Raw genomic sequence first — 24,475 nt, 5'->3', positions numbered from 1 at the left:
TGAAGTAAAACCACCAAATTTACAGGCACCATACAGTAACCTTCGTCTACGCCTGGACTGGCCCGAGAAAAGTAGACACCTTCATTTAATGAGAAGGTGTTATGAAATACAAACCCCGCCGTCGCTTTAGCGACACATTCAAACGTGAGGCCGTCGAGGCCTCGCTGTCTACCACCGAGACACAAGCTCAGTTTGCTGACAAACTTGGTGTTCATCCATCCCAATTACAGCGCTGGCGTAGAGAGTGGATCATGGCCAAAAAAGCATCTGATAAAGCAGTTGAAAACACCGGACCAGAAAAAAGCTTGCAGGAGCTGGAGCGTGAAAATGCTCGACTGAAGAAGCTGCTTGAACGAAAAGAGCTGGAGAACGAAATCCTAAAAAAGGCGCAAGAGTACTTCGCCAAGCACAGCAAGTAAGGTTTGCCTTTATCGAGGCCCAACGAAGTCAACGCTGGCGGGTCTCGATAATGTGTGAAGTACTCAATGTGTCACGAGCGGGATATTATCGTTGGCGAGCACGTCAGCATACTCCGGGAGAGCGTGCCATCAAGCGACAAACTCTGAAAACCTTCCTGCTCGAGCGAGCCAGGCAACTGAAGAATGTGCCGGGATATCGGAAGCTATGGCTGGACGCGCGGGATGCCGGATTCTGTTGTGGTAAAAATCAGGTGCAGCGGTTGCTACGAGACGCTGGTTATCGTTCATGCACGGCTCCTAAAGCAGGATATCAAAAGCCAGCATCATCCTTGCCTGTGTTGCCGAATCTGCTGAATCGCCAGTTCTCGGTGGGGTCAGCGAACCGAGTTTGGGTATCAGATATCACCCAAATCCGGTGCAGTGAAGGCTGGCTCTACATTGCTGCAGTCCTGGACCTGGGCACACGCCGCGTGGTGGGCCGAGCCATGGGTGCGATCAATAGCGCTCAGCTGGTGCTGGAGGCCCTTGAGCAGGCGTGGCAACAACAGCAGCCAGATGGGAAACAGCTGCTGTTTCACTCAGACCAAGGCAGCCAGTATCGGAGCGAAGAGGTGATGCGTTGGCTCAATAAACGGGGAATTACCATCAGCATGTCACGCCGAGGTAACTGCTGGGACAACGCCTGTTCGGAAAGCTTCTTCGCGCTGCTCAAGAAGGAGTGGACTCGCCCTCTGGGAATGCTCGGAAGAGACGAAATGGCAGATGAAGTCCGGTATTATACGGACGAGTATTACCCGAAAGTGCGGCGCCACATGGCGCTGGGAGGAATAACTCCCAATGCCTACGCAGCTGCCGCTTAACTTAAGTGTCTACTTTATCGGGGCCACTCCAGCCGATCTACTTACAGCTTAAAGCTGACAGCTTACAGCTCCCCGAAGGGGGCTGGCTTACGGCTTTCTGTTGATTTGCATCATGATGTTAACAAGTAGGCAGCCATATACTGACCGGCATATTCCACTGAATGGAAATCATGATGAGCAGCAAAACACAAAACGAACTGGAGCAACGGCTGCTGGCGGTGGCGGAAGACTGCCGCCAGCGCTTTTTGCATTCGGTAAACACGCTGGATGCCACTCTGGCCGCCAGGCTGGCTACTTTGCCCCCTGATGAATGGGCCGACGACGCCGCGCTGAGCGCCTGGCCCCAGCTGCAACCTCAACTCAAAAATCTGCGCCGGGTTGATGCCGCCCTGTGCCAATGGCAGCTGGGGCTTTATGGACTGTGCAGCGACTGCGAAGCGGAACTCACGCCGGCACAACTGATGGATGACCCATGCCGGCAACGCTGTGACAGCTGCGAACAGAAATATCAGAAAGCACAACATACCAGCTGGACGCTGTAAACCGCTGGGGACTGGGGACTGGGGACTGGGGACTGGGGAAATGGTAGGCGCCGCTTTAGCTGGTGCCCCTGCAGGCCACTGTATTTCAGGCCCGCTGCGCGGTCTTTTGCCGGCTAAAGCGGCAGCTACAGTTAGCGTTCCTGCCTGGTAAACAGGCATTAAAAAAGCCGGCTTTCGCCGGCTTTTTGCTTCTTTATCAACTAGTTAGCTGATTAGAAGTTATACTGAATACCCAGACCGTAGCGGTCATCACGACTAGTTCCGTCGTTTTTGAATTCATCGTCGTTGATTTCATATTCAGCATACAGCTTGGCTTTGGCAGTCAGGTCATACTGAACACCCAGAGTCCAGGCATCAATGCTGTCGAAGTCACGAACGTTGCTATCAGTTTCTTCATAAGAATACTGAGCCAGCAGGGTCCAGGCATCAACATTATAGGTACCGGTCAGTTCGAAACCTTTGGTATCTACATCGCCCTGCTCACGCTGGGTGTACAGACCGGAGAGGAAGAAACCGTCTACGGTGTAGCTGGCACCGGCAAACCAGGCATCGATAGAGTCATAGCTACGACCAGTATCAGCATCTCGACCACGTACATTTTGCTGTTCATAAGCGGCGTACACGCCCACACCTACCGGGAAGGTGTAGCCAGCAGACAGAGACCACTGGTTATCCAGTTCTTTACCATCTCCGCCTTTTTCGAGCTTGTAACCGTCAGAGAAAGCATAAGCACCACGCAGATCCAGACCGTTGGCAGCGTAAGAAACGCGAACCTGATCGTCTACCTTGTCGCTCAGCTCAAAAGTTTCACCGTAACCAGCGCGACCACCAAAGATGTTAAAGATATCACTCAGATACAGTACCTGAGCAATCGGATCCTGGCTGCGACCAAAGGTCAGCTCGGTAGTGTCCTGAAAACGGTAACCAGCCCAGGCGTAGCGGGTAGAGAGGCTGTCGGAGCCGGTGCCGGTGGCGTCATCGCCTTCAGCAACAACCTGCCATTCCAGCTTACCAATCAGGTCGATATCGTTGTTCAGTGCATACTCAACGTTAACACCCAGGCGTGCTTCACCTTCGCCACCGAAGTTATTCGCGGTTGCATCATCTTTTTTGAAACCCATCTCACCGGCTTCATACTGGATGCGGCCGTAGATATCTACCTTGGCACCTTCGTCGGAGTAAACGGTTACAGCGCTGGCAGAGGTCGCGAACAGCGCAGGAATGGTCAGTGCAAGAATCGTTTTTTTCATGATTTTATATGCCTACTGTAATTAAACACTAAGTCCTTGTTATTCCCTGTGTTAGCAACGCTGGCGTTACTATGGGCAGCAGACTATCACTGGTATTTTGACCTTGCAACAAAATCGCGGGAACTTTTTATGACAATCACACTCTTGTGCGCGCCAAAAAGTGTGATGCCAAGCACTTTTCAACAATTAACCACCACAGTCCGATATATCAGTGAAAACTGGTATATAAATACACAGGCCATATAATTGCCGCCGTGTTTTATACCGGAACTTTTCATGTCCAGCGTCCAATACCGCGCCCTTGTGCGGGCTAATTACCGTCAGTTAAGCCAATCCATTCAGGGATTTAAACCAAGACGCGAGCAAAACTTTCTGGTGGCGGAAATAGGCAAGGTACTGCTTGGCCATTACGACGCTGCCCGTCGTATTCTGGTGGCCGAGGCCGGCACCGGAATAGGCAAATCTCTTGCTTATTTACAGGCGGGCATTCCCTGGGCACGGCTCAATAATAAAACCCTGATCATTTCCACGGCGACCCTGGCCTTGCAGGAGCAACTGATCAACAAGGATCTGCCGCTTTTTCAGCCACACTGTCAGCCAGCATTTACCTTTACCCTGGCCAAGGGGCGTGCTCGTTATTGCTGCCGGCAGCGACTGCAGGACCTGGTGCAGGGCAAAAGCCAAATCAGCATGTTTGAGGCCGCCGACACCCTCACACCTGCCCAGCAAACCCAGCTGGCCGTGCTGTGGCAGGCACTGCAGACGGGTGACTGGGCCGGTGACCGGGACAGCTGGCCCGAGCCCGTGGAGAATGCGCTCTGGACCCAGATTCAGACCGAGCGCCACAGCTGCCAGCCTCAGCTGGGCCATAGCCAGTGTCCGTTTCACCTTGCGCGGGCCGAACTGGACAAAGCCGATGTCATTGTAGTGAATCATGCGTTGCTGCTGGCAGACTTGTCCATGGGGGGCGGCATTATTCTGCCCGAGCCGGAAAACTGCCTTTATGTATTGGATGAAGCCCACCATATTGCTCACATTGCCCGGGAGCAGGGCTCGGCCCGGCTGGGGCTGCGCAGCGCCCGGCGCAATCTGGAGCAGTTCAACAAGCAGGTGCCGCAACTGGCCGCCGCCCTTAACGACGACGGTCAAAACGCCGTTAACCGCACTCAGCAGGCGCTGCAGCAGCTTATTCCGTCGTTAACCGAGTTATATAAACAGCTGCAGTCGGCCCAGCGTGCCGGCGACTTAACCCCGGATGAACAGGGCTGCCTGCGTTTTGCCGCCGGCGAGCTGCCCGGGCTGCTGACACATGCCCTTACTGCCCTTAAGGATGAGCATAAACAACTGGCGCAGGGATTAAGCCGGCTGCAGAACGAGCTGGCCGAGGCACTTAAGCGGCAGCCCGGTAACAGTGCCGTATCTGCCGCCATGGCGGCGGTCAGCCTGCAGCAACTGCACACCGACGAGGCCGGCAGTCTGTGCGAGCTGATGCTGAAAGCCGTGGGCCCCAAACACACACCGCCGGCGCGCTGGCTGGAGCAAAGCAAGACCGACATTGTGTTGTGTGCCACCCCGCTGGCAGTGGGGCATCTGCTGGAGCAGTGGTGCTGGTCCCGGGCGGCAGCCGTGGTGATGGTCTCAGCTACCTTTACCGCACTGAACGATTTCAGCTATTTCCGCCGTTCTGTGGGCCTGCGTGCCGACGACGGCAGCCAATATCTCAGGCTGAACTCCCCTTTTGACTACGCTGGCTCAAGACTGATTATTCCTGCCCTTGGCTGCGAGCCGCAGGATGCAGGCTTTGATGCGTTGCTGAGTGAGGAAATTCCCCGCTGGATCAAAGGTGAAACCGCTACGCTGGTGCTGTTTTCTTCTTACCGGCAGATGAACGCGCTGGCAAAGACCCTGCGCGACAAGGGACACTCACTGCTGGTGCAGGGAGAAGCCGGCCGTCAGGCGCTGCTGGAGCTGCACCGCATGAAGTGCGATGGCGGTCAGCCCAGTGTGCTGTTTGGCACCGGCAGCTTTGCCGAAGGGCTGGACTTGCCCGGCCATTACCTGACCAATCTGATTATTACCAAGCTGCCCTTTGCGGTGCCCACCTCGCCGGTGGAAGAAGCCATGGCAGAATGGATAAGCTTAAGCGGCGGCAATGCCTTTATGCAGCTCACCGTGCCCGAAGCATCCCGCAAGCTGATCCAGGCCTGCGGCCGGCTGCTGCGTACCGAAACCGACCAAGGCCGCATTATTATTCTGGACCGGCGCTTGCTTACCCGCCGTTACGGCCCGGCACTGCTGAATGCCCTGCCGCCCTTCAGCCGGGAAACGTGAAGCCGGCGGTGCTTGCCAATTGCGTCCGGTATGAATTGTTGTCACAATTTACCGGTTTACTTAAGTGAAGATTCATTGATGAAACGCCCTCGCGGGCAAAGGCTCAGGAGCCCTGATTTATGACACTGCGTATTACCCTTGCCGCCCTGGCAACCGCCAGTCTGTGTTTTGGTGCCAATGCGGCCACCTTCAAGGCTGAGCAGCCTTATCAGATTTATCTGATTAACGGTGAAAAAACCGCCAACACCATTACCAAAGATATTCATGAAGTCACTTTGGCTGAAGGTAAAAATCAGATAGCCATTGGTTATACCAATGATTATTCCAACCGCTCTGAAGTACGGGTGCTGAACGGCGATCCCGTAATTATCGAGCTGGATAATGTGGCTGCCGATGCCGAGCTGACCATCGATTTCAACAAACCGCTGAACTATCAGCTGGCCCGCCAGTTCCTGCGTGAGCAACCCGAGCAGCTGACCGTCATCGACCAGCGCACCGGCCAGCCGGTTGAAGCAGACATTTCTACTATCCCCATGCCTGCCGGCCTGGACACTGCCGGTGGCATTCAGGAGCACCTGCGCCAAACCCGCCAGGCTTTTAACGGCCGCACCGAAGCTGCCGTGGCTGCCGCTCAGCAAAAGTTCGGTGATGCCGTGGTGGATGCCGATGCCATGGAAATGCTGCAACACTGGTGGAACGCCGCCGACGCCGACACCCGTCGTGCCTTTCAAATCTGGATGATCCAGCAGCAGTAATCGTTACCCCCTCCCCGCCTTTCCTTGGTCTTGGCTCCCTCCCCTTTTCAAGGGGAGGGTCGGGGTGGGGTTTGCAGTTAAAACCCCGATCCCGGCTGTTTGAGAAACGCCTGCTCGTCCGGGGTAGACTCGCGCCCGAGAATGACATTGCGGTGAGGGTATCGCCCAAAGCGCCGGGCAATGTCTTCATCCAGCGCCTTGCTCTTTTGCCACCACTGGGCCGGTTTTAATTCATCGAACCAGAAATCCAGTACATTCTGATACATAAGCGCTCCTGTTCAGCCTGGTGTCAGCCGAAGTATAGAGCGCCTTGTGCTCAGAATACCAAATGGGCCGCCAGCGCAATCACCGGCAGCGTCACCAGGGTGCGCATCAGAAAAATGACAAACAGCTCCACGATGTTTACCGGAATTTTGCTGCCCAGCAGCAGGGCCCCCACTTCCGACATATAGATAAGTTGGGTAACTGACAAGGCCGCAATCACAAAGCGGGTCATGTCACTTTCTATGGAGCTGGCCAGAATGGCGGGAATAAACATATCGGCAAAGCCCACCACTATGGTCTGGGATGCCGCCACCGCCTCAGGAATGCCCAGCAGCTCAAGCAGAGGAACAAAAGGCACACCCAGCCAGGTAAACAGCGGCGTGGTTTCGGCAATCACCAGTGCCAGGGTGCCAAATGCCATCACCACCGGCAGCACGCCCAACAGCATGTCCAGGGCATTGTGCACGCCGGTGCGGGCCACCTGCCCCAGGCTTTCTACCTTGCCGGCCCGGGCCAGCGCCAGCTGCACGCCATGACCCAGGCGGGAATAGCCTTCAGGAGTGACTTCGGCATTCGCCGGCCGGGCCTCACCATTAATAAAGGTGTCTTGTTTCCAGCACAGGGGCGGCAGCCGGGGCACTACAATGGCCGCCACCACGCCGGCCAGGCACACGGCCCCGTAAAAGGGCAGAAACATGTGCTCCAGCTTCACCTGGGCCAGCACCACCAGACTGAAAGTAATGGACACCGCCGAAAAAGTGGTACCAATCACGGCAGCCTCACGCTGGGTATAGTGATGGCCTTCATATTGCTTGCTGGTCAGCAAAATGCCCACACTGCCGTCACCCAGCCAGGAGGCCATGCAGTCTACTGCCGAACGGCCGGGCAGCCGGAACACTGGACGCATGATGCCGGTGAGCAGGGTGCCCACCAGCTCCAGCAGACCAAAGTCCAGCAATAACGGCAGCAACAGGCCGGCAAAAATAAACACCGAAAACAGTACCGGCAGCAGATCGTTCAGCACCAGACCGCCGGTATCACCGCTGTAAAGCAGCTGCGGGCCCACCTGAAACTGCACCAGCAGCACAAAAACAGCGCCCAGCAGCCGGCTTAGCAACCAGACCGGACGCACATTGAACAAGGTGTTCAGAAAGGCACTATTCAGGACACGGGCAGGCTTGACTATGGTAACAAACAGAGTGAGCAGAGCAGAAAATACAATCAGACCGGTGACCACAGCCGGCAACTGATCCGCCAGCGCGCCCTGCACGCTTTTGGCCAGCACCGCTATCATGATGGTGATGTCGCCCTGCCAGGCTACCGGCGTCATAAACAGCAAAATACCTGCCAGGGACGGTAGCAAAAACATCAGCCAGTTGCGTATGCCACCACTCTGGCCCGCCAGCGTTTTTTCCATGAATACTCCTTGCCATGTTGCTATGCAAACGGCAACCAATGCATAAAAAGACCAACATTTGCGCATAATACCGCACAGGATTAAGCGCGTAATGAATAGTTATTTTACAGATAAAGATTTCATGCTGAAAGCACACATCGGAATATTACACTAATAAAAACGCCAAAACGGGCTCTCAATCCCATTCTGTTAACCTGATCGCACACTGAATTAACAACTGCTTAGCGCCGAGTAAGCAAAAAACACAGTTCATCAAAATAGCTGCATTCACCTGAGGCCACCCGCCTGTGTTGCGCTCCGAGGCAGGTATGTTCCAGCAGGCTTATCTCAAAATAAGGTGCAAACAAGGCTCGCACATCCGCTTCCTTGACAGCAAACGGCGGTGTTTGATCTTCTTGAGCGTCGTGATCCACCGTTATCATCAATACACGCCCGTCACTTTCCAGCAATTCGGCCAGCTGTTTGGCATAAGCCGGGCGCATGGCCGGCGGCAGAGCAATCAGGGCGGCTCTGTCGTAGGCCAGTTTAAAGCTCAGGCCAAGATCGGCTGCCTTGAAAAAGTCGCCTTCATACAAGCTGAACGGCCCCTGCTGCCAGCATAAAAATGCTCCTTCTTCTTTGCAGGAAGGGGTTAAACCGGCATCGGTGAAAAAATCTTTCACCGCCAGCGGCGACAGCTCAAAGCCGGCCACCGCATGGCCCTGCTCTGCCAGCCAGCGCATATCCAGACTTTTACCGCACAGCGGCACCAGCACTTCATTACCAGCCTCGGCATCGGTGTGCTCCCAGCATTGTTGCAGGTGGGCATTAATGTCACTTTGGTGAAAGCCGATGCGGGCGGCTTGCCAGCGCTCGTGCCAGAAATTTGCGTCCATTGTGTTCTCCTGCCAATAAAAAACCGGACTATGTCAGTCCGGTGTCGTGAGTTCAAGCAACAGCCGCTTATTTGCAGGCACCCCGAAACTGATTGCTGTGGCTGTCGTAACGATAGCCAATCTGGGCCATGCGCGCCGCCAGCCAGCCACCGTCCAGTTCATAGCGTGACAAGAGTGCATCCAGGCTGTCGCATTCTATACGCAGCTTCTCATTGACTATGCTCAGCACCATATGAATATCCATGCGTTCCAGTTGGGTTTTATCCATTGCACCCTCCACAACTGTAAATTTATACAGTTAAATATTGACCAAAGCGCCCCACACGAATACTGTATATATAAACAGTAAAGCAACAGGCAGGGGCGAACCATGATGAACCTTTCATTAACCCGCAATCAGGCAGCACACAGCCGTACTTCTTCACGCAGTTGTGTCACCCACTCCACAGCCTCTCAGGCGGGCGAGCTGTCCCGGCTGGTGGCCCTCAGCCAGACCAGCACCGGCTGGATTGTGATTGCCAATGCACCCGGCCGGCTGTGCCGTAAAACCCTGGCTGCCACTGGCCTGAACCCTGCCCGCGTTATTGATGCCCGGCAGCTGAATGCCGCTCAGCTACAACGCGCGCTGGCCAGTCCTGCCATTGCCGCCGTGGTATGCTGGCAAGAGCAAGATGGAGCCTTTTTGCGCAACCGGCAAGCCAGCGGACGCCTTTTTGTGATCAGTCCGGCAGTGCCCGCCGGCACGCTGCACTGAGTATTTGACGGGCAATAAAAAACCGGCGCTGCAACGATGCAGCGCCGGTTTCAGGTTTTAACCAAAGTGTATCGCAATCGTAGACGCCGCTTTAGCTGGCGTAAACCTGGAGTCTTTAGGACCTGTTACACAGGCCCTGCCGGCTAAAGCGGCAGCTACAAGTTGCTTCCTTGGCAACAATCAACATCATCACACCAGCTCGCGGCGCACCAGATCCATCAGCATGCGAATATGGGCCGGATTGTCGTTCAGGGCCGGAATATAATGATATTGCTCGCCGCCTGCCTTGAGAAAAATCTCCTTGTTCTCACCGGCAATCTCTTCCAGGGTTTCCAGACAGTCAGCAGAAAATGCCGGGCAGATCACATCCAGCTTTTTAATGCCTTCTTTCGGCAGCTTTTCCATGGTTTTGTCAGTGTAAGGCTGCAGCCATTCTTCCCGGCCAAAGCGGGACTGAAAGGTAGTACGCCACTGGTGGGGCTCCAGCCCCAGCTCTGCGGCCAGCAGCTCTGACGTGCGATGACACTGCTGCCCGTAAGGGTCACCTTCGTTTTCAAAGCGCTTGGGAATACCATGGTAAGACAACAGCAGCATGTCGCCGCGGCCATGTTGCTCCCAGTGACTGCGCACCGAATCAGCCAGCGCCGAGATATAACCACTGAAATCATGGTAGTCGTGCACAAAACGCAGCGCAGGCACCAGCCGCTCTTTTTTCATCAGTTTGGCCCAGCTGTCAAACACCGAGGCCGTGGTACTGACGGAATATTGCGGATACAGGGGCAGCACTATCACTTTGCCGACGCCCTGCTCTTTCAGCTGTTGCCAGCCCGACTCGATGGACGGCTCACCGTAGCTCATGCCCAGCGCCACCGGCATGTCGATCCCTTCATCTTGCAGTGCCTGTTGCAAACCCGCCTGCTGACGCTTGCTCACCACCATCAGTGGTGAGCCTTCCGGCCACCAGATACCCTGATACAATTTGGCAACCTTGGGCGAGCGGAACGGCAGAATAATGCCATGCAATAACGGACACCAGAGTGAGCGGGGTAAATCCACTACCCGATAATCGTGCAGAAACTGACTGAGAAAGGCCTTTACCGCCACCGAGGTCGGCGCGGAAGGCGTGCCCAGATTCACCAGTAAAACGCCTGTTTTCACCTTGTTACCTGCCTTTTATCAACAACAAAAAGCCGGACCTTAACAGGTCCGGCTTATATCATAAAAGCGTTATGCCAAAATGTCAGTCAGCTCGCGGCTTACCGCTTCAACAGACTGGGTACCGTCTACCTTATGGTGTTTGGTACGACCGGCGTCGGCTTCTTGTTTGTAATAATCGATAAGCGGAGCCGTTTGCTCATGATACACCGCCAGACGCTTGCGCACGGTGGCTTCTTCGTCGTCGGCGCGGATCACCAGCTCTTCACCGGTCACGTCATCCTTGCCTTCTACCTTGGGCGGATTATAAACCAGGTGATAAACCCGGCCGGAGCCCGGATGCACACGGCGGCCGCTCATGCGCTTAACGATTTCTTCGTCGGGCACGGCAAACTCGAGCACATGGTCCACGTCAACACCGGCTTCCTTCATGGCATCGGCCTGAGGAATGGTGCGCGGAAAACCGTCCAGCAGAAAGCCTTTGGCACAGTCGTCCTGGCTGATGCGCTCTTTTACCAGACCAATAATAATGTCGTCAGACACCAACTGACCATTATCCATTACTTCCTTGGCCTTCAGGCCCAGCGGAGTGCCGGCCTTGATAGCGGCACGCAGCATGTCGCCGGTCGAAATTTGCGGAATACCGAACTTTTCCATGATGAACTGAGCTTGTGTTCCCTTACCAGCGCCCGGAGCACCCAGCAAAACGATGCGCATAACAGCGTCCTCTTTGTGATTAGTCATTCATAAATTGCGCCTGATTGTGGCACGACACCGCCATGGGAACAAGTAACAGCCCGGTCAGTTAGACCTATTGATTATATAAGCAGCAAAAAAAGAGACCGGTATCGCATTGATGCGATACCGGTCTTTCGAAAAGGCTTGCTTTGTCGGTTAACCCAGCAGCAGGCGGTTTACCCGTGCCACAAAGGCGGCGGGGTCTTTCAGGCCGCCCTGCTCGGCAAGCTGAGCCTGCTCCAGCAGCAGCCGAGACCATTCGTTGAACTGCTCGCCCTGCTCCAGACCTTCCAGCTTTTTCACCAGGCTGTGCTCGGGGTTCAGCTCCAGAATGTATTTCTGCTCCGGCACCGGCTGGCCGGCGGCGCGCATCAGCTTGATCATCTGGGTGCTCATGTCATGCTCACCGGCCACCACACAAGACGGTGTGCTGGTCAGACGATGGGTCAGACGTACTTCCTTCACCTCATTACCAAGGGCGGCCTGCACCCGCTCCAGCAGCGGTTTCAGCGCCTCTTTGGCTTCTTCCTGCGCCTTCTTGGTTTCTTCGTCGTCCAGCTCACCCAGATCCAGTTCACCCTTGGTGACAGAGACAAACTGCTTGTCCTGGAAGTCGCTCAGGTGGTTCATCAGCCACTCGTCTACCCGCTCCCACATCAGCAGCACTTCGATGCCCTTCTTCTTGAAGATTTCAAGGTGCGGGCTGTTGCTGGCGGCGGCATAGCTGTCGGCGGTGATGTAGTAAATCTTGTCCTGACCTTCTTTCATGCGCTCAATGTAGTCAGCCAGTGACACTGTCTGCGCATCGGAGTCGTTATGGGTGCTGGCAAAGCGCAGCAGGCCGGCAATCTGTTCGCGGTTGCCATAGTCTTCCGCCGGACCTTCTTTAAGGACATTGCCGAATTCTTTCCAGAAACCCTGGTATTTTTCAGCATCGTTCTTTGCCATCTGCTCCAGCATGCCCAGCACCCGTTTAGTGCAGGCCTTGCGCAACTGAGCGGTCACCTTGTTGTCCTGCAGAATTTCGCGGGACACGTTCAGGGGCAGATCGTTGGAATCGAGCACGCCTTTTACAAAGCGCAGGTAGGTAGGCATAAACTGCTCGGCGTCGTCCATGATGAACACCCGCTGCACATACAGTTTGAGGCCATGGCTCTGGTCGCGGTTATAAAGATCAAACGGGGCCTTGGCAGGCACATACAGCAGGCTGGTGTATTCCTGATTGCCTTCTACCTTGTTATGGCTCCAGGCCAGGGCATCCTGCCAGTCGTGAGAAATATGCTTGTAGAACTCCTGATATTCCTCATCGCTGATGTCGCCTTTGGCGCGGGTCCACAGGGCGGTAGCCTTGTTCACCTGCTCCCACTCGCCGTCAGTGGCGGCGGCAGTGATATTGCCGTCTTCGTCGGTCTGCTCGGGCTCGCCGTCCTTCCACATTTCTACGGCAATGCTGATGTGATCGGAATATTTGCCCACTATGCTGCGCAGACGCCAGTCATCGAGGAACTCCAGCTCTTCTTCCCGCAGATGCAGGATCACGTCAGTACCACGACCGGGCTTGTTGATATCGGCAACAGTAAAGCTGCCGTCACCGTCGGATTCCCAGCGCACGCCACGGTCGCTGCTGTCACCGGCGGCACGGGTTTCCACGGTGACCTTGTCGGCCACAATAAAGGCGGAGTAAAAGCCCACACCAAACTGACCGATCAGCTGAGAGTCCTTGGCCTGATCACCGGACAGCTGGCTGAAAAACGCCTTGGTGCCCGACTTGGCAATGGTGCCCAAGTGTTCAATCACCTCGTCCCGGCTCATGCCGATGCCATTATCGGAAATGGTCAGGGTTTTGTTGTCTTTATCGATGACCAGACGCACCCGCAGGTTGCCGTCATTCTCGAATAAATCACTGTTGGACAGCGCCTTGAAACGCAGCTTATCCGCAGCGTCAGCGGCGTTGGACACCAGCTCACGCAGAAAAACCTCTTTGTTGGAGTAGAGGCTGTGCGCCATCAGGCTGAGCAGCTGTTTAACTTCGGTTTGAAAACCATGAGTTTCGGTATGCACGGCTTCGGTCATGTTGATGTTCCTTGCTTGGTTTAACCTACAGCGAGAAAGATGGGGCCGGCAAAAAGGTTTTCAAGAGGGGAAAGGAAAAATCAGGGATTGGGGATTGGGGATTGGGGATTGGGGATTGGGGATTGGGGAATAATATGGCCGGGGACTTATCCCCGGCAACAGGCGCATTTATATGCCAAAGGCGAACTTGAGCGCAAACAGCATGGCCAGAGCCCATACCACCGGACTGACTTCACCGGCGCGGCCGGACAATACCTTCACACCCACATAGCTGATAAAGCCAAACGCAATGCCGTTGGCAATGGAAAAGGTAAAGGGCATCATCACCAGCACCACCACAGCGGGCACGGCTTCGGTAATGTCATCCCAGTGCAGAAGAGCCAGCTGGGCCATCATCAGTACGGCCACGTAGACAAGAGCGCCGGCAGTGGCATAAGCCGGCACCATGCCTGCCAGCGGCGAGAACAGCAGTGCAGCAATAAACAGCAGACCGGTCACCACGGCGGTAAGGCCGCTGCGTCCGCCCACGGCCACACCGGCTGTGCTTTCCACGTAGGAAGTCGTGGTAGAGGTACCCAGTACCGAGCCGGCAATGGAGGCGGTGCTGTCTGCCAGCAGAGCACGGCTCAGGCGCGGCAGCCGGCCTTGCTCATCCAGCAGTTTGGCCCGCTGGGCCACCGCAATCAGAGTGCCTGATGTGTCGAACAAGTCTACAAACAGAAAGGCAAAGATCACCGACAGCATGCCCACATTCAAGGCTCCGGCCAGATCCAGCTGCATGAAAGTGGGCATAATGGAAGGCGGTGCCGAAACGATGCCCTGATATTCCACATCGCCAAAGGCCAGCCCCAGACCGGTGATCACCAGAATGCCGATCATAACAGCGCCGCGCATGCCCCGCGCAGCCATGCCGATAATCAGAAAAAAGCCCAGCACCGCCAGGCCCGCCTGCAGTCCGGTAATATCACCCAGGCCCACCAGGGTAGCCGGGTTATCCACAATAATGCCGGCACTTTTCAGCCCCACCAGCGCCAGAAACAAGCCGATGCCCGCAGCAATACCCAGTTTGAGTGGCTGTGGAATGGCATTAATAATCCACTCCCGCACCTTAAATAAACTAAGCAGTACAAAAATACAGCCCGAGAAGAATACGGCACCCAGGGCACTCTGCCAGCTGTAACCTTCCGTCAGCACCACCGTATAGGTAAAAAAGGCGTTCAGGCCCATGCCCGGTGCCAGCGCAATGGGATAGTTGGCCGCCAGCCCCATAATAAAGCAGCCAATGGCCGCGGCCAGACAAGTGGCCACAAACACGGCACCGTAGTCCATTCCCGCTTCCGACAAAATGGCCGGGTTCACGAAAATAATATAAGCCATGGTCAGAAAAGTGGTAATGCCAGCCACCACTTCCTGGCGCACATTGGTGTTCAGCTCTTTGAGCTTAAAATATTGTTCAAGCATGGGGGGAGTAACTCTGAAAGGTGTTTAAAGCAAAATTATCGACCCAAACCACCGTCTTGGCAACGCCCACCAGGTTAACTGACCACGAAGACTGCAAATTTAAAGAAATAAATGCATATTCGCTGCATGGTAGCAACATCTTAAAAATACATGGTTTCAATTGAATTTAATTTTTCAAAATGGCACGGTGGCGGCCACAACCGGCTACCCTATTATTGATGATGATCAACACCGCCAGCACGCACAATGCCTATAATCGGACGAGGCTTCAGCACCCAGTAACAAGGTATTTCATTCATGACTAAACAAAATCCCGGACAAACGTCCACCAAAAAACGGGAATGGCTATCATTGCTGTTCATTACTCTGGTGTTTTTTCCTGTACTCAGCATTGTTTGCGTTGGCGGCTATGGCTTTGCCGTCTGGATGCTGCAATTAATTTTTGGCCCGCCCGGGCACGGCTGAGCCTTCATTTTTCTTTTAGTCACGATTCAGTAAAGCGAGCAGCATCATGAAAAAACTCATTTGCAAACTCTGGAATACCCTCAGGCGGCCTGCCGTGCATCTCAGCCTGGGCGCTGTCACCCTGGTCAGCTTTGTGGCCGGCATTATCTTCTGGGGTGGCTTTAACACCGCACTGGAAGCCACCAATACCGAAGAATTTTGCATCAGCTGCCACGAAATGCAGAATAACGTCTATCAGGAGCTGCAGGGCACGGTGCACTGGTCCAACCGCTCCGGCGTGCGGGCCACCTGCCCCGACTGCCATGTGCCTCACGACTGGACCGATAAAATTGCCCGCAAGATGCAAGCCAGTAAAGAAGTCTGGGGCAAGGTGTTCGGCACCATCGATACCCGTGAAAAGTTTCTGGAAAAACGCCTGGAGCTGGCTCAGCACGAGTGGGCGCGGTTTTCTGCCAATGGCTCGCTGGAATGCCGCAACTGCCATGACTACAACAGCATGAACTGGGATGTTATGTCGGATAAAGCCAAACGCTTTATGAAACCGGCCGCCGAGCGGGATCAGAGCTGCATCGACTGCCACAAAGGCATTGCTCACCAGCTGCCCGAGCAAATGACCTTCAAGGATCCGGCGCTGGATCAACTGGAGCAACGCGCTCAGGGGCTGAGCCCGGACAAAGGCGGACACTATTACACCGTGAAAGCCATTACCCTGTATCTCGACAAGGAGCTGACTCAGCCTGCCGGTGAACTGGAAGCCGCAAGCCCGGTGCAGCTGCAGGAAGAAAGCGGTGACAGCGTTAAATTGCTGGTGCCGGCCTGGCGCAAGACCCGGGGCTTTGGCCGCGTGCTGTATGAAGACTTTGGCATGAACATCACCAGTCTGGTACTGGATAAAGAAGTGGCCCAGAACAATGAGCTGGTGAAAGTGCAGGCTGAGGCCAAAATGGACGAGCTGACCGGCCTGCCCTGGGAGCCGGTGGAGATAGCACTGTGGGCCGAAAAAGGTGCACTGCTGCCGGAGGCGGAAGATCTCTGGGGCTATGCCCGGGATACTTACCGCACTGCCTGCAGCGTCTGCCACTCCCAGCCGGCCGAAGCCCACTTTGATGCCAACACCTGGCCCGGCATGTTTGCCGGCATGGTGGGCTTTACCAATATGGATGCGGACACTCAGGCACTGGTACTGAAATATCTGCAAAAGCATTCGTCCGACTACGCCGACGGCGCGCATTAAGGAGAGAGCAATAATGGCAATTTCAAGAAGACGTTTTCTTCAGGGGCTGGCGGCGGGCTCGGCTGCAGCCCTGATTGGCCCGGGCTTGCTGGTACGCAGTGCCGAGGCTGCGGTCACCGCCGAGGGCAGCTGGAAAATGGCCGGCTCCCACTGGGGAGCCTTCAAGGCGCTGGTAAAAGGCGGTGTGGTGACCGAGGTCAAACCCTTTGAACTGGACCAGCACCCCACCGATATGCTCAACGGTATTAAAGGACTTATTTATAATCCGTCACGCATTCGCTACCCCATGGTGCGGCTCGACTGGCTGAAAAACCGCCATAACAGCGACACCACGCAGCGCGGTGATAACCGTTTTGTGCGGGTTACCTGGGATGAAGCCCTGGACTTGTTCCATGAAGAGCTGGAGCGTATTCAAACCCAATATGGCCCCTGGGCGCTGTACGCCGGCGCTACCGGCTGGCGCCAGACCGGTCAGTTTCACAGCTGCGGCAGCCATATGCAGCGGGGTGTTAACCTGCACGGCAACTTCGTCAACAAGGTGGGCGACTACTCCACCGGTGCCGGTCAGGTGATCATGCCCTATGTGCTGGGCTCTACCGAAGTCTACGATCAGGGCACCTCCTGGCCGCTTATTCTGGAGCACACCAACACCCTGGTGCTGTGGGCCAATGATCCCTTCAAGAACCTGCAGGTGGGCTGGAACTGTGAAACTCATCAGTCATACGGCTATCTGGCCCAGCTGAAAGAAAAAGTTGCCAGCGGCGACATCAGGGTTATTTGCGTGGATCCGGTGCGCTCCAAAACCCAGCAATATCTGGGTTGTGAGCATCAGTATATTCATCCGCAGACCGATGTGGCCTTTATGCTGGGACTGGCGCATACCCTCTACGCCGAAAAGCTGCATGACGAGCAATTCCTCGGCACCTATACGCTCGGCTTTGAGCCCTTTATGGATTATGTGCTGGGCAAAACCGAAGACAAAGTAGAAAAAACGCCGGAGTGGGCCGCAGACATCTGCGGTATAGAAGCAGACGCCATTCGCGACTTTGCCCGCCAGCTGGCATCAAACCGCACTCAGCTGATGTTTGGCTGGGCCATTCAGCGCCAACAACACGGCGAGCAGCCCTACTGGGCCGGCGCCGTGCTGGCAGCCATGCTGGGGCAAATTGGTCTGCCCGGCGGCGGCATCAGCTATGCCCACCACTACAGCTCCATTGGCGTGCCCGGCACCAGCGCCAGCGCCCCGGGTGGCTTTCCCCGCAACTTGGATCCGGGCAAGAAGCCGGTGCACGACAACGAAGACTTCAAGGGGGCCAGCCGCATTATTCCCGTGGCCCGCTGGATTGACTGTCTGCTCGAGCCTGGCGGGAAAATTCAGTATAACGGCAGTGAAGTCACCTATCCGGATGTGAAAATGTGCGTGTTCAGCGGTTGTAACCCCTGGCATCATCATCAGGATCACAACCGCATGAAGCAGGCGTTTCGCAAACTGGAAACCGTGGTCACCATTGATTACTCCTGGAACGCCACCTGCCGCTTCTCGGATCTGGTGCTGCCTGCCTGCACCCAGTTTGAACGCAACGACATCGATATTTACGGCTCTTATGTGAAGCGCGGGCTGCTGGCCATGCACAAGCTGGTAGACCCCCTGTTCCACTCCCGCAGCGACTTTGATATTTTCACCGATTTGTGCCGCCGCTACGGCCGCCATGAGGAATATACGCAAGGGAAAGATGAACGCCAGTGGCTGATGCAGCTTTATAACGAGTGTAAAGACGCCAATAAAGACAATTACCCCATGCCGGAATTCGACGAGTTCTGGGAGAAAGGCTATGTGGACTTTGGCGAAGGGGAAAACTGGGTGCGCCATGCGGATTTCAGGAAAGATCCGGAAGTGAACGCCGTGGGCACTCCCTCGGGCTTTATTGAGATCAGCAGCCGTAAAATCGGCAGCTACGGCTACGATGACTGCAGGTCTCATCCCGTCTGGATGGAAAAAGCCGAGCGCTCCCATGGCGGTCCCGGCTCCGACAAGCATCCGCTGTGGCTGCAGTCGGTGCATCCGGATCAACGCCTGCACTCGCAAATGTGTGAGTCGGATGAATATCGCGAAACCTACACGGTGCAGGGACGGGAGCCCATTTACATCAACCCCGATGACGCCGCTGCCCGGGGCATTAAAGACGGCGATCTGGTGCGGGTGTTCAACGACCGCGGCCAGCTGCTGGCCGGTGCCCGTATTTCCGATCTTTACCCCACCGGGGTGGTGCGCATTCACGAGGGTGCCTGGTACGGCCCCACCGATGCCAGCATAGGGGCGCTCGATACTTACGGCGACCCCAACACCCTGACCCTGGATGTGGGCACCTCCAAACTGGCTCAGGCCCCCAGCGCCAATACCTGCCTGGTAGACATCGAGAAATTTACCGGTGACGTGCCCGCTGTCACTTCCTTTGGCGGCCCGCAAATGGTGGAGATTTAATGACACACTCTGTTGAGGCAGGCACTGTCCTGCCCTTTTTTTCCAGTGAACACTGGCAACGCCAGGCGGTGCTATGCCAATGGTTTTCAACGCTGATGTTCAAGGAGCCGGACGATGCCACGCTGGCCGCCTATCAGGCCGGTGATGCCGCACCTTTGCTGAACTGGCTGAGTGAAGACGGCCTGCAGAGCGAAGCTGGTGCCCTGCAATCGGCCATTGCCGGCCTGAGCGTGTTTGAGCACCCCAGGCTGGAGCTGGCGGCGGATTTTGCCACCCTGTTTTTAAGCGACGCCCGCCACAGTGCCGCACCCTATGCCTCCTGCTACCTCACCGAGCGCGGCGGCTTTATGGCCGAGCCCGCCCAGCGCATGGCCGCACGGCTGGAAAATGCCGGTGTTATGCTGCCAGCGGAAGTCAAGGAGCCGGCAGATCACCTGGCGGTGATGCTGGACTACCTGGCTGGCGGCTATCGTCAGCTGGCAGAACAGGACGCCAGTGCCGGGAGTGACACACTGAAAGGGATAGGTCAGTTTCTGGAACAGGAGCTGTGCAGCTGGCTGCCGGCATTTCATCAGCGTTGCCAGCAAGCCCGGGTTGCCAGTACCTTCTACCCTGCACTGGCCGGACTGATAACCGCATTTTGCCAAAACCGGCAACAGGAAACACGCACCTGAATTCAGCCGGCAGGAGTGTAGCGCTGCTGCCGGTTTTCCTGTAACCATACCGCCACTTTTTCTGCCGGCATGGGTCGTGCCAGCAAATAGCCCTGACCATGGGCACAGCCCAGCTGCTCAAGCCTGTCTCTTTGTCCTGCCAGTTCAATACCTTCGGCGGTGACCGCCATATTCAGGCTGTCGGCCAGCCGAATAATGGCATCCACCATATCCGCCGCACGCTGATCCGTGGTCAAGTCTGCTACAAAAGACTTGTCTATTTTCAGCTTGTTTACCGGCAGCTGACGCAAATGGCTGAAAGAAGAATAACCGGTGCCAAAGTCGTCCAATGCAATTTCCACGCCCAGCTTGCGCAGTGCAGTCAGATTATCCACCGAGCTGGCGGTATCCCACAGGCTGGTGTCTTCGGTAATTTCCAGCACCAGTGCTGACGCCGGCAACCCTACCCGCTGCAAAATGATATTAACGGTACTGGCCAGCTCACCGCTCATAAAAATTTCCGGACTGATATTTACATTTACTTTCAGGTAAGTGTGTCCCTGGCGATGCCACTCCCGCAGCTGCTGACAGGCCGTTAACAGCACCCACTGGTTCAGCACATGGGCCAGGCCATGATGTTCGGCAACCGCAATCACTTCCAGCGGACTGATTTGGCCATGTTCGGCAGAATGCCAGCGCAGCAGCGCCTCAAAAGACTCGATGCTGCCACCTTTCAGACAAAATATGGGCTGGTATAACAGTGTTAACTCGTCATTCTCAATGGCCAGCTGTAACGCCACTGCCAGCTTCTGACTACGCAGCCGCCGTTCATCCATGCCCTGCTCAAACAACTGAAACGATAATCGGGGGTTATGCTTGGCATAATACATGGCGGTATCGGCATGACTTAACAGGTCCGCCATGGAGACACCGTGCTCGGGATAAAGGCTGGAGCCAATGCTGGCTCTGGGCGACAAACAACCGTCGGGCAGACGAATGTCTGCCGACAGTGCTTTCAGCATGGCCTGTGCAAAGCGCTCGGCTTGTTCTCGCCTGGTATAGGGCTGTATCACCACAAATTCGTCGCCACCAAGGCGGGCAACATGGCCCTGCCCTTTCAGCGCCAGCCTCAAACGAGATGCCACCACCTTAAGCACCCTATCGCCCACATCATGACCCAGGCTGTCATTAATGGCCTTGAACCCGTTCAAATCCACCATATGCACCGCCAGCGTAGTGCCTTTGCGCTCGGCCTGTGCCAGCGCGCGGTTCATCATCTGATAAAAGTTAATGCGGTTGGGCAGACCGGTCAGCATATCATGATAGGCCATGTAGCGATTGCGCCGGTTTTCCCGAATCACCAGCCACAGCAGCAGAGCACCACTGACCAGCAATCCTCCCAGATAAATGGTAGAACGCAGTCGGATATCGCCGATAATATCCAGCTGTTGCTGTACATTGGCCCCGGAAAAGCTGTCCACATTAATTTCCCTGACCAGGTGACGATATGGCTCCAGCTCCTGCCTTAGTGCCAAAGCAGTCTGACGGTCATTATCAGCAAGCTGATACACACCGGGCTCCCATTGCTTTAACTGCTCAAAGAGCGCCGTCAGCACTGCCATGACGCCCGGCTGCTCACGCATGGGCCGGCTTTCTTCTCCCTCAATAAGGGTGTTCAGGCGGCTCCACAGCAACTCGAAACGCAGTTGCACATGATCAGCGCCTTTGGTGCCTGCGGCTAATGCGGTTAATGCGTGATCGAACTTCAGCACTTCCATTTCCAGCTCGGAACTGGCCCAGCCCACCGCCTTGATAGTAGACGAAACATAACCGACTACATCCAGATCCCGGTTGTAGCTGTAAATGGAGCTGACGGTAAACAACAGTGCGGCAACTGTCAGTACCACTATTTTGATTGAGTTTGAAATCACTGAATATCCAGCTGCTTTACCTGCCACACGAGCATTTCGTGATAGCGCTTGGTGTCATATTCAGAATGCTCCGACAGGGGTAACATCACCCAGAGCGGACCTTTATCCCGGACTGTTATGATTTCTCCGTCAAGCCGGGTGCTCAGCAGAAAGGGATGCTTGCGCACCATATTCATGCTGAGATCATTATGATAGTCATTCAAGGCAATAACGCGGACATTTTCTCCTTCAGCCCCGAGATAATTCAGCAAATCGCTCAACAGCACACCACTGAAGTGATGTTTTTGCCCGGTCCAGGGAGTACCGGTAAAAAAGCCATGCTGTGACAGCTGGTCCAGCATCTCGCGGTCAAATATTGCCTTTCCGTTGCTATTGGTGCGCTCAATATTACCGGTCACTGTCAGTATGACCGCCTGTTCAGGCCTGACCAATGGCTGTGCGGCCCACGCGGGCAATGCAGCGCAAAAAACCAGTAATAAAACAAGGCTAAAACTGAAAAGCGGATTGGTTTGCATAGTGTCATCCCTGTCGACTGTGCTGATGTTGTTATTATATCAAAGACTCAAAAGACTATAGTGCAGCACTGAGGATTCGAACATAAACAACAAGCAGCTTGCGGCCAGTACCACGTCCGGATCAGGCCTGGAATAGGCACCTAGCGCATACTTTTATCGCTGTCTGCTGTGTCAGCACCTGACGCAGCAGAGCGCTGCCGGCGACAGCGCTCTGAACAATATTTAACCTGCCCCCAATCTCTAGCCCATTTTTTTCGCCAGCTGAACGGCCGGCCGCACACCAAACAGGTTTTTTGCGGTAAATAGGGTTTCTTGTGCATGATTACAGCCGGTTCAGTGTTACTCCGGTTTCACGCAGCGGTCTTAGCAGTGGCTGCTGATCACGCACATATTCTACAAAGGCGCTGGCATCAGTATTGCATTTTACGCCCTGAGCCCGGCAATTCAGGGGCTGATTAATATAGTGCACTTGAATTGCTCCTCCCGCGGCTTTATCCAGGCGGGCAACCGGAAAAGCGGTTAACTGGCCATTAACCCAGGCCAGATCCGTTCTGTCAGTCAGTACCCGCTGGGCTTCATAGAGTGTATTCCAGCCGTCATTACCCGACGCACTGTAGCCGTTCATCACCACAGTATAACTGGCATTGGGATCCAGCCGTTGCCAGCCCGCGTCGGTATTTACTTCCAGTGAACGCAAAAAACCGGCGTCTTTACGGGTTTCATTAAACTCGTAACGCAGACCCGCCACATAGGGGAAGCGGCCGGTATGAGCACCTTCGGGCAAAGACGCATTAATGGTTTCCAGCAACAGTGCCGCTATTTGCCGGCCGGTTAATGACACCACACTGAGGGGGTTGGCAAAAGGCAGCAACTCTAAAGAGACATTGCCTTCTTTCAGCTCACCGGGTTCCAGGCTGGTGCGTACCGAGCCGGCATTGACCAGTGCAATATCCGCCTTGCGGCCGGCTACCGCCTGCACCTGAGGCGTGTTGATCCAGTACAGCTGGCTGGCTGCCACCAGAGGAGCAACCTGAGACTGAGTGCCATCTCGGGCTGGCAAGCGGCGGTGAGTTAACGTGGCCGGCACATGACCAATGACCTTACCGTAAGCCGCCATCAATGCTGGCCGGTATTGAGCATCAATATGCTCACGCAGTGCTTTATCTTCCTGCACTACGGCCAGACGCGGATCATTGGCAATCCGCCCGTTAAGCGCGGCTTGCTCGTCATCATTCAGCCGGCTGGCGTCAGTTCGACGAATATCCGTATAAAAAAGACCATCGGTAAGCAGGGTATTGTTACCTTCACAGCGGCTGACACGGCCGTCTTTGGTAAAAGTGACCGTTACCCGGCCCATGGCCTGAGCATATTGGCCTGCCTGCACCACACAGGTTTTAGCGCGGCCATCGGGGTTGGTAACCAGCCGGGCATAGTCAGGTTGCTTGCCCATGCCCAGATCGGAAAAATCTCCCAGCAGACTGTGGGAATGACCACCTACAATCACATCGATGCCATTCACACCGGCAGCCAGACGCTGATCCCGCTCCAGTCCAAGATGGGTAACCGCAACAATGTGCTTAACCCCCTGAGCACGCAGCGCATTCACCGTGCTCTGTGCCGCCTTGAGTTCCTGTTCAAACACCAGCTTGCCCGTGTTTGGGGCAATGTCCGGCATGTTTTCAAGGGTCAGTCCGATAATGGCAACCACAGGATCCCGGCCTGCATCCTCCATACTCTCAAGGCGCTCTTTATCGTTACCATCAAGGGAGTAAAGCACATAGGGCAGCAGCCCGGCATCTTTCAGTGCCGGGTCTGTACTGGTATCTATATTAGTGGCCAGCACCGGAAAGTTAACGCTCTGAATAAACTGCGTCAGTCGCTGGTTGCTGATATCAAACTCATGATTACCCAGCACCATGGCATCCAGCCCCAGCCGGCTCAGAATATCCGCATTCATGGCCCCCTGGTTCAGTTTGAAATAGCCAGTACCCTGCCAGGCATCGCCGCCATGAACAAACAGCAGCGGCTGCTGTTGCTGTTTGGCCTGCTCCCGCAGCGTATTAGCCTGTGTCAACAGCCGCGGATGACCGCCCAGACGAGTATAAAGCGGACGGCCGTCCAGGGTGATGGGCGCATCACTGGCATCAAAGTGAGCATGAGTGTCGTTAATATGTGCCAGTGTCAGTGTAAATGGCAGATCCGGCTGCTGACTGGCACAGCCGGACACCAACAGCGCCAGTGCGCCGGTCAGCAACCGTTTGTTCATTAATAAGCTCCCTGAATAAATAATGAGCGCAAGCG

General features: G+C 55.3%; 21 protein-coding genes and 1 pseudogene. 9 read left to right on the top strand and 13 right to left on the bottom strand.

The features are described 5' to 3' along the window. The first annotated feature begins 101 nt into the window (after positions 1-101). Both N2M06_RS06455 and N2M06_RS06450 read left to right on the top strand, forming a co-directional pair. Positions 102-1,279, top strand: a protein-coding gene (locus N2M06_RS06455; RefSeq protein ID WP_346351979.1) for an IS3 family transposase whose coding sequence is annotated in 2 segments (ribosomal slippage) — positions 102-393 and positions 393-1,279 — 1,179 coding nt in all. Because the reading frame shifts where the segments join, the coding sequence is not laid out codon by codon here. Between the two features lie 170 nt (positions 1,280-1,449). Further along, positions 1,450-1,821 (top strand): transcriptional regulator, TraR/DksA family protein, encoded by a 372-nt coding sequence (locus tag N2M06_RS06450; protein WP_346351978.1) that lies wholly within the window; start codon positions 1,450-1,452, stop codon positions 1,819-1,821. A gap of 212 nt (positions 1,822-2,033) precedes the next feature. On the opposite strand, the gene N2M06_RS06445 is transcribed toward N2M06_RS06450, so the two are convergent. Continuing rightward, positions 2,034-3,071: a porin gene (locus N2M06_RS06445; protein ID WP_346351977.1), complete on the bottom strand. Its 1,038-nt coding sequence runs from the start codon at positions 3,069-3,071 to the stop codon at positions 2,034-2,036. A gap of 276 nt (positions 3,072-3,347) precedes the next feature. Here N2M06_RS06445 and dinG point away from each other — a divergent pair, with 276 nt between their 5' ends. Continuing rightward, on the top strand, positions 3,348-5,402 hold the full coding sequence (gene dinG / locus N2M06_RS06440; protein WP_346351976.1) for an ATP-dependent DNA helicase DinG: 2,055 nt from the start codon (positions 3,348-3,350) through the stop codon (positions 5,400-5,402). Positions 5,403-5,521: 119 nt separating this feature from the next. Continuing rightward, on the top strand, positions 5,522-6,157 hold the full coding sequence (locus tag N2M06_RS06435; RefSeq protein WP_346351975.1) for a DUF2057 domain-containing protein: 636 nt from the start codon (positions 5,522-5,524) through the stop codon (positions 6,155-6,157). A gap of 77 nt (positions 6,158-6,234) precedes the next feature. On the opposite strand, the pseudogene N2M06_RS06430 reads toward N2M06_RS06435, so the two are convergent. From N2M06_RS06430 to N2M06_RS06415, 4 genes and pseudogenes are all read right to left on the bottom strand, one after another. Further along, a pseudogene (locus tag N2M06_RS06430) lies at positions 6,235-6,330 on the bottom strand (DUF924 family protein); the annotation flags it as partial. Positions 6,331-6,473: 143 nt separating this feature from the next. Continuing rightward, positions 6,474-7,838: a YjiH family protein gene (locus N2M06_RS06425; RefSeq protein WP_346351974.1), complete on the bottom strand. Its 1,365-nt coding sequence runs from the start codon at positions 7,836-7,838 to the stop codon at positions 6,474-6,476. A 221-nt stretch (positions 7,839-8,059) separates the two neighbouring features. Beyond that, on the bottom strand, positions 8,060-8,713 hold the full coding sequence (locus N2M06_RS06420; protein WP_346351973.1) for a thiopurine S-methyltransferase: 654 nt from the start codon (positions 8,711-8,713) through the stop codon (positions 8,060-8,062). Between the two features lie 67 nt (positions 8,714-8,780). Beyond that, entirely contained in the window at positions 8,781-8,981 is a 201-nt protein-coding gene (locus tag N2M06_RS06415) for a DUF4250 domain-containing protein (protein WP_317074682.1), read from the bottom strand. A gap of 102 nt (positions 8,982-9,083) precedes the next feature. On the opposite strand from N2M06_RS06415, the gene N2M06_RS06410 reads away from it, so the two are divergent. Beyond that, positions 9,084-9,467, top strand: a complete 384-nt coding sequence (locus N2M06_RS06410; protein WP_346351972.1) for a cell division inhibitor — start codon at positions 9,084-9,086, stop codon at positions 9,465-9,467. Positions 9,468-9,656: 189 nt separating this feature from the next. On the opposite strand, the gene hemH is transcribed toward N2M06_RS06410, so the two are convergent. The 4 genes from hemH to N2M06_RS06390 form a co-directional block, all read right to left on the bottom strand. Beyond that, the gene (gene hemH, locus N2M06_RS06405) at positions 9,657-10,625 is read right to left on the bottom strand and encodes a ferrochelatase (protein WP_346351971.1); all 969 of its coding nucleotides are present in this window, start codon (positions 10,623-10,625) and stop codon (positions 9,657-9,659) included. Between the two features lie 69 nt (positions 10,626-10,694). Then, a complete protein-coding gene (gene adk / locus N2M06_RS06400; RefSeq protein WP_346351970.1) occupies positions 10,695-11,339 on the bottom strand; it encodes an adenylate kinase in 645 nt (214 codons plus the stop codon). Between the two features lie 177 nt (positions 11,340-11,516). After that, positions 11,517-13,433, bottom strand: coding sequence for a molecular chaperone HtpG (gene htpG / locus N2M06_RS06395; RefSeq protein WP_346351969.1), 1,917 nt, complete (start codon positions 13,431-13,433; stop codon positions 11,517-11,519). Between the two features lie 168 nt (positions 13,434-13,601). After that, positions 13,602-14,894 (bottom strand): NCS2 family permease, encoded by a 1,293-nt coding sequence (locus N2M06_RS06390; protein ID WP_346351968.1) that lies wholly within the window; start codon positions 14,892-14,894, stop codon positions 13,602-13,604. Between the two features lie 297 nt (positions 14,895-15,191). Between N2M06_RS06390 and N2M06_RS06385 the strand changes: the two genes are divergently transcribed. From N2M06_RS06385 to torD, 4 genes are read left to right on the top strand one after another with little or no spacing between them, the layout of a single operon-like run. Further along, positions 15,192-15,359 (top strand): periplasmic nitrate reductase, NapE protein, encoded by a 168-nt coding sequence (locus N2M06_RS06385; RefSeq protein ID WP_317074687.1) that lies wholly within the window; start codon positions 15,192-15,194, stop codon positions 15,357-15,359. Positions 15,360-15,405: 46 nt separating this feature from the next. Further along, complete coding sequence (gene torC, locus N2M06_RS06380) at positions 15,406-16,593, top strand: pentaheme c-type cytochrome TorC (RefSeq protein ID WP_346351967.1); 1,188 nt, start codon at positions 15,406-15,408, stop codon at positions 16,591-16,593. A 10-nt stretch (positions 16,594-16,603) separates the two neighbouring features. Next, on the top strand, positions 16,604-19,075 hold the full coding sequence (gene torA / locus N2M06_RS06375; protein ID WP_317074808.1) for a trimethylamine-N-oxide reductase TorA: 2,472 nt from the start codon (positions 16,604-16,606) through the stop codon (positions 19,073-19,075). Then, a complete protein-coding gene (gene torD, locus N2M06_RS06370) occupies positions 19,075-19,749 on the top strand; it encodes a molecular chaperone TorD (RefSeq protein ID WP_317074689.1) in 675 nt (224 codons plus the stop codon). The genes torA and torD overlap by 1 nt, the downstream gene beginning before the upstream one ends. Before the next feature lie 2 nt (positions 19,750-19,751). Here torD and N2M06_RS06365 read toward each other — a convergent pair whose 3' ends face one another. The 4 genes from N2M06_RS06365 to N2M06_RS06350 all read right to left on the bottom strand — a co-directional run bounded on the left by N2M06_RS06365 (position 19,752) and on the right by N2M06_RS06350 (position 24,440). Continuing rightward, positions 19,752-21,659, bottom strand: coding sequence for an EAL domain-containing protein (locus tag N2M06_RS06365; protein WP_346351966.1), 1,908 nt, complete (start codon positions 21,657-21,659; stop codon positions 19,752-19,754). Continuing rightward, positions 21,656-22,174 carry a hypothetical protein gene (locus N2M06_RS06360; protein ID WP_317074691.1) on the bottom strand — a complete coding sequence of 173 codons (519 nt, stop codon included), beginning with the start codon at positions 22,172-22,174 and terminating at the stop codon, positions 21,656-21,658. Before N2M06_RS06360 ends, N2M06_RS06365 begins: the two co-directional genes overlap by 4 nt. A gap of 140 nt (positions 22,175-22,314) precedes the next feature. After that, positions 22,315-22,494: a DUF2256 domain-containing protein gene (locus tag N2M06_RS06355; RefSeq protein ID WP_317074692.1), complete on the bottom strand. Its 180-nt coding sequence runs from the start codon at positions 22,492-22,494 to the stop codon at positions 22,315-22,317. 2 nt (positions 22,495-22,496) lie between these two features. Beyond that, on the bottom strand, positions 22,497-24,440 hold the full coding sequence (locus N2M06_RS06350; protein WP_317074693.1) for a bifunctional metallophosphatase/5'-nucleotidase: 1,944 nt from the start codon (positions 24,438-24,440) through the stop codon (positions 22,497-22,499). Positions 24,441-24,475: the final 35 nt, after the last annotated feature.

Origin of the sequence: Oceanimonas sp. AH20CE76 (assembly GCF_039654065.1) — a bacterium.
GTDB lineage: Bacteria > Pseudomonadota > Gammaproteobacteria > Enterobacterales > Aeromonadaceae > Oceanimonas > Oceanimonas smirnovii.
The sequence above is the reverse complement of the archived record's forward strand: the minus strand, read 5'-3'. Positions and strand labels throughout refer to the sequence as shown.

Coding starts and splice junctions, on each gene's coding strand:
- N2M06_RS06385 (WP_317074687.1), top strand. CDS start 15,192: ATGACTAAACAAAATCCCGGACAAACGTCCACCAAAAAACGGGAATGG.
- N2M06_RS06410 (WP_346351972.1), top strand. CDS start 9,084: ATGATGAACCTTTCATTAACCCGCAATCAGGCAGCACACAGCCGTACT.
- N2M06_RS06425 (WP_346351974.1), bottom strand. CDS start 7,838: ATGGAAAAAACGCTGGCGGGCCAGAGTGGTGGCATACGCAACTGGCTG.
- N2M06_RS06435 (WP_346351975.1), top strand. CDS start 5,522: ATGACACTGCGTATTACCCTTGCCGCCCTGGCAACCGCCAGTCTGTGT.
- N2M06_RS06350 (WP_317074693.1), bottom strand. CDS start 24,440: ATGAACAAACGGTTGCTGACCGGCGCACTGGCGCTGTTGGTGTCCGGC.
- torC (WP_346351967.1), top strand. CDS start 15,406: ATGAAAAAACTCATTTGCAAACTCTGGAATACCCTCAGGCGGCCTGCC.
- N2M06_RS06420 (WP_346351973.1), bottom strand. CDS start 8,713: ATGGACGCAAATTTCTGGCACGAGCGCTGGCAAGCCGCCCGCATCGGC.
- N2M06_RS06445 (WP_346351977.1), bottom strand. CDS start 3,071: ATGAAAAAAACGATTCTTGCACTGACCATTCCTGCGCTGTTCGCGACC.
- N2M06_RS06390 (WP_346351968.1), bottom strand. CDS start 14,894: ATGCTTGAACAATATTTTAAGCTCAAAGAGCTGAACACCAATGTGCGC.
- adk (WP_346351970.1), bottom strand. CDS start 11,339: ATGCGCATCGTTTTGCTGGGTGCTCCGGGCGCTGGTAAGGGAACACAA.
- torD (WP_317074689.1), top strand. CDS start 19,075: ATGACACACTCTGTTGAGGCAGGCACTGTCCTGCCCTTTTTTTCCAGT.
- dinG (WP_346351976.1), top strand. CDS start 3,348: ATGTCCAGCGTCCAATACCGCGCCCTTGTGCGGGCTAATTACCGTCAG.
- N2M06_RS06360 (WP_317074691.1), bottom strand. CDS start 22,174: ATGCAAACCAATCCGCTTTTCAGTTTTAGCCTTGTTTTATTACTGGTT.
- N2M06_RS06450 (WP_346351978.1), top strand. CDS start 1,450: ATGATGAGCAGCAAAACACAAAACGAACTGGAGCAACGGCTGCTGGCG.
- htpG (WP_346351969.1), bottom strand. CDS start 13,433: ATGACCGAAGCCGTGCATACCGAAACTCATGGTTTTCAAACCGAAGTT.
- N2M06_RS06415 (WP_317074682.1), bottom strand. CDS start 8,981: ATGGATAAAACCCAACTGGAACGCATGGATATTCATATGGTGCTGAGC.
- N2M06_RS06355 (WP_317074692.1), bottom strand. CDS start 22,494: ATGCACAAGAAACCCTATTTACCGCAAAAAACCTGTTTGGTGTGCGGC.